Below are 2,097 nucleotides of genomic sequence, written 5' to 3'. Positions count from 1 at the left end.
CCCACATGCCTTGTAGAAATCCATGGGAATGGGTCTCGATCTGGAATTGGAGAACTTCTAAGCGGTATTCAATTTTAGATAGAACCGGATTCATTGAGTTTCACCCCTTACGATTTATTGGGCTTGCTGATTTAACCATTCTTCAAGGTTCTTTCTTGGGATGAGTTTTCTGTGTCCGATGTCGACCACTGGGAAGTCTGGGCGGTGTAGGAGTTCGTAGAGTTTGGTACGGCTAATGCCAAGCATCTTCGCAGTTTGTTCTACGCTGTAGGTGAGGGATTCGGTTTGTGGCTTGTTTTCCATACGCTGGGTTAGGTTGAGTACTTTTTCATTTAGGTCGGATACGGTTTGAAGTAGTTGAATCATGGTGTCTGATGTGTTCATTAAATGCACCTCGTTTTCATTTCATCTGTAAGCTGTAGACTTATATTGTTCAGTCTATACTTAGATTATACAATGCGTATTGTCTTTTTGCAACTTGTTTTTTTAAAAAAAATGAGATAAGTTAAACCTAGATTGAACAATGCAAACTGATGATAGGAGATAGGGAAATGAATCCGCTTTCTACATGGACAGATTTAAAAAATATTGGGGTAGCATTTCTCCCTATAGGTTCAACTGAACAGCATGGCCATCATCTACCTATTTATACAGATAGTATTATTGCAGAAGCTGTGGCGAGTGAATGCGCTAAACATTTTAATCATGCATTTGTATGCCCTGTTCTTCCCTTTTCGGCTTCGTTTGAACATGTCCACTTTCCGGGATCCATCTCGTTACGTTCCACAACCATTATCGCGGTAGTTCAAGATATTGTAAGTTCCCTTGAGAGAATGGGAATTAAAAAAATCGTTATTATTAATGGGCATGGCGGAAATTATCTACTTGGTAACATAGCCCAAGAAATGAATATGGATCATTCTCGCTTGTTAGTTACACCAAATCGATATCATTGGGAAAATGCCTATAAACAAGCTGGGATATCGTCCACAGTTTCAGAAGATATGCATGCTGGTGAGGGAGAAACATCTATATTAATGCACTTATTAGATGAAGGAATAATTAAAATAGATCAGCTTATAGATATCAAATCTTCACGACGTGATTTGTTGACTGTGTACGGAATGAAAAAATATACAGAAACTGGCGCAATTGGGTTCCCAAGTAGAGGGAATTCCATTAAGGGAAAGATGTTGCTAGAATCTCTCGCGTTAGAAATATCTATTACGGTAAAGGAGTTTTTAAATGAGTAGAGTAACTAAATGGATGCAGATTTACGAGATTATCCGAGATAGAATTACAAATGAGGAATACGCACCGGGGAGTGAGTTACCGACTAACCTAGAATTAATGAAGGAGTTTGAAGCTCATTCAGGAACCATCCAAAATGCCATAAATACTTTAATTCGAGATGGGCTTATTTTTTCATCTGGATCGAATCCTAATCGCCGGAGGGTTCGTCCGATTCTATACCGTTCGAGTCGTAAAGGGGATTTTCTAGAGGAACATGGAGATCTTGGCTTAGAAAAAGTTGTAGATATTCGGATTATTTACGAAGATGAAGAGTTACCAACTTCTCTGCAAGACGAATTTACAGCACCTGTTCTATTTTATCAAACTCGACAATATCGGGATGATATTCTAGTAGCTACTACATACTCTTACATTCCAAATGTGGTGGACTTGAAAGTGCTAAGAGGGATGTTAAAAGAAAAAGGTGCTATGATATATGATTGTTTAAAGCAACTTGGCGTTGATCCGGCTGAATGTGAAGAAAAATTAATAGCATCCCTACCTAGTGAGTCAGATAGGGAGAAGCTAGATTTACCGCAACATGCGAACATACCAGTAGTTCACATTGAGCGTAGGGCGTTTGATCCTAATGGAAAATGTGTTCAAGTATGCTATATGATCGACCGGGCTGATTGCTATGAATTCACATATAAATTCCCATTGTTTTAGAGGGGCGAAATTGATCAAGTCTCTGTGATACAGGGGCTTTTTCTCTATATTTAGAAGAGGACAGAGATGGATTATCACTCAAAAAATATTGAAAAAACTCTAATTTTGTTATATAATATTATAATAGATAAATTT

At 38.1% G+C, this 2,097-nt stretch carries 3 protein-coding genes; 2 read left to right on the top strand and 1 reads right to left on the bottom strand.

The window, feature by feature from the left end:
• Positions 1-114: 114 nt before the first annotated feature.
• Positions 115-384, bottom strand: a complete 270-nt coding sequence (locus tag BLU58_RS15895; RefSeq protein WP_093293835.1) for a helix-turn-helix domain-containing protein — start codon at positions 382-384, stop codon at positions 115-117.
• Positions 385-551: 167 nt separating this feature from the next.
• Here BLU58_RS15895 and BLU58_RS15890 point away from each other — a divergent pair, with 167 nt between their 5' ends.
• Together BLU58_RS15890 and BLU58_RS15885 are read left to right on the top strand one after the other, a co-directional pair.
• Entirely contained in the window at positions 552-1,253 is a 702-nt protein-coding gene (locus BLU58_RS15890) for a creatininase family protein (RefSeq protein ID WP_093293833.1), read from the top strand.
• Positions 1,246-1,962 carry a GntR family transcriptional regulator gene (locus BLU58_RS15885; RefSeq protein WP_093293831.1) on the top strand — a complete coding sequence of 239 codons (717 nt, stop codon included), beginning with the start codon at positions 1,246-1,248 and terminating at the stop codon, positions 1,960-1,962. The genes BLU58_RS15890 and BLU58_RS15885 overlap by 8 nt, the downstream gene beginning before the upstream one ends.
• Positions 1,963-2,097 lie beyond the last annotated feature (135 nt).

The sequence above is a fragment of the Thermoactinomyces sp. DSM 45892 genome, from assembly GCF_900107305.1.
Taxonomy (GTDB): Bacteria; Bacillota; Bacilli; order Thermoactinomycetales; family Thermoactinomycetaceae; genus Baia.
Note: the sequence above shows the minus strand (reverse complement) of the source record. Positions and strands in the feature narration are given on the sequence as shown.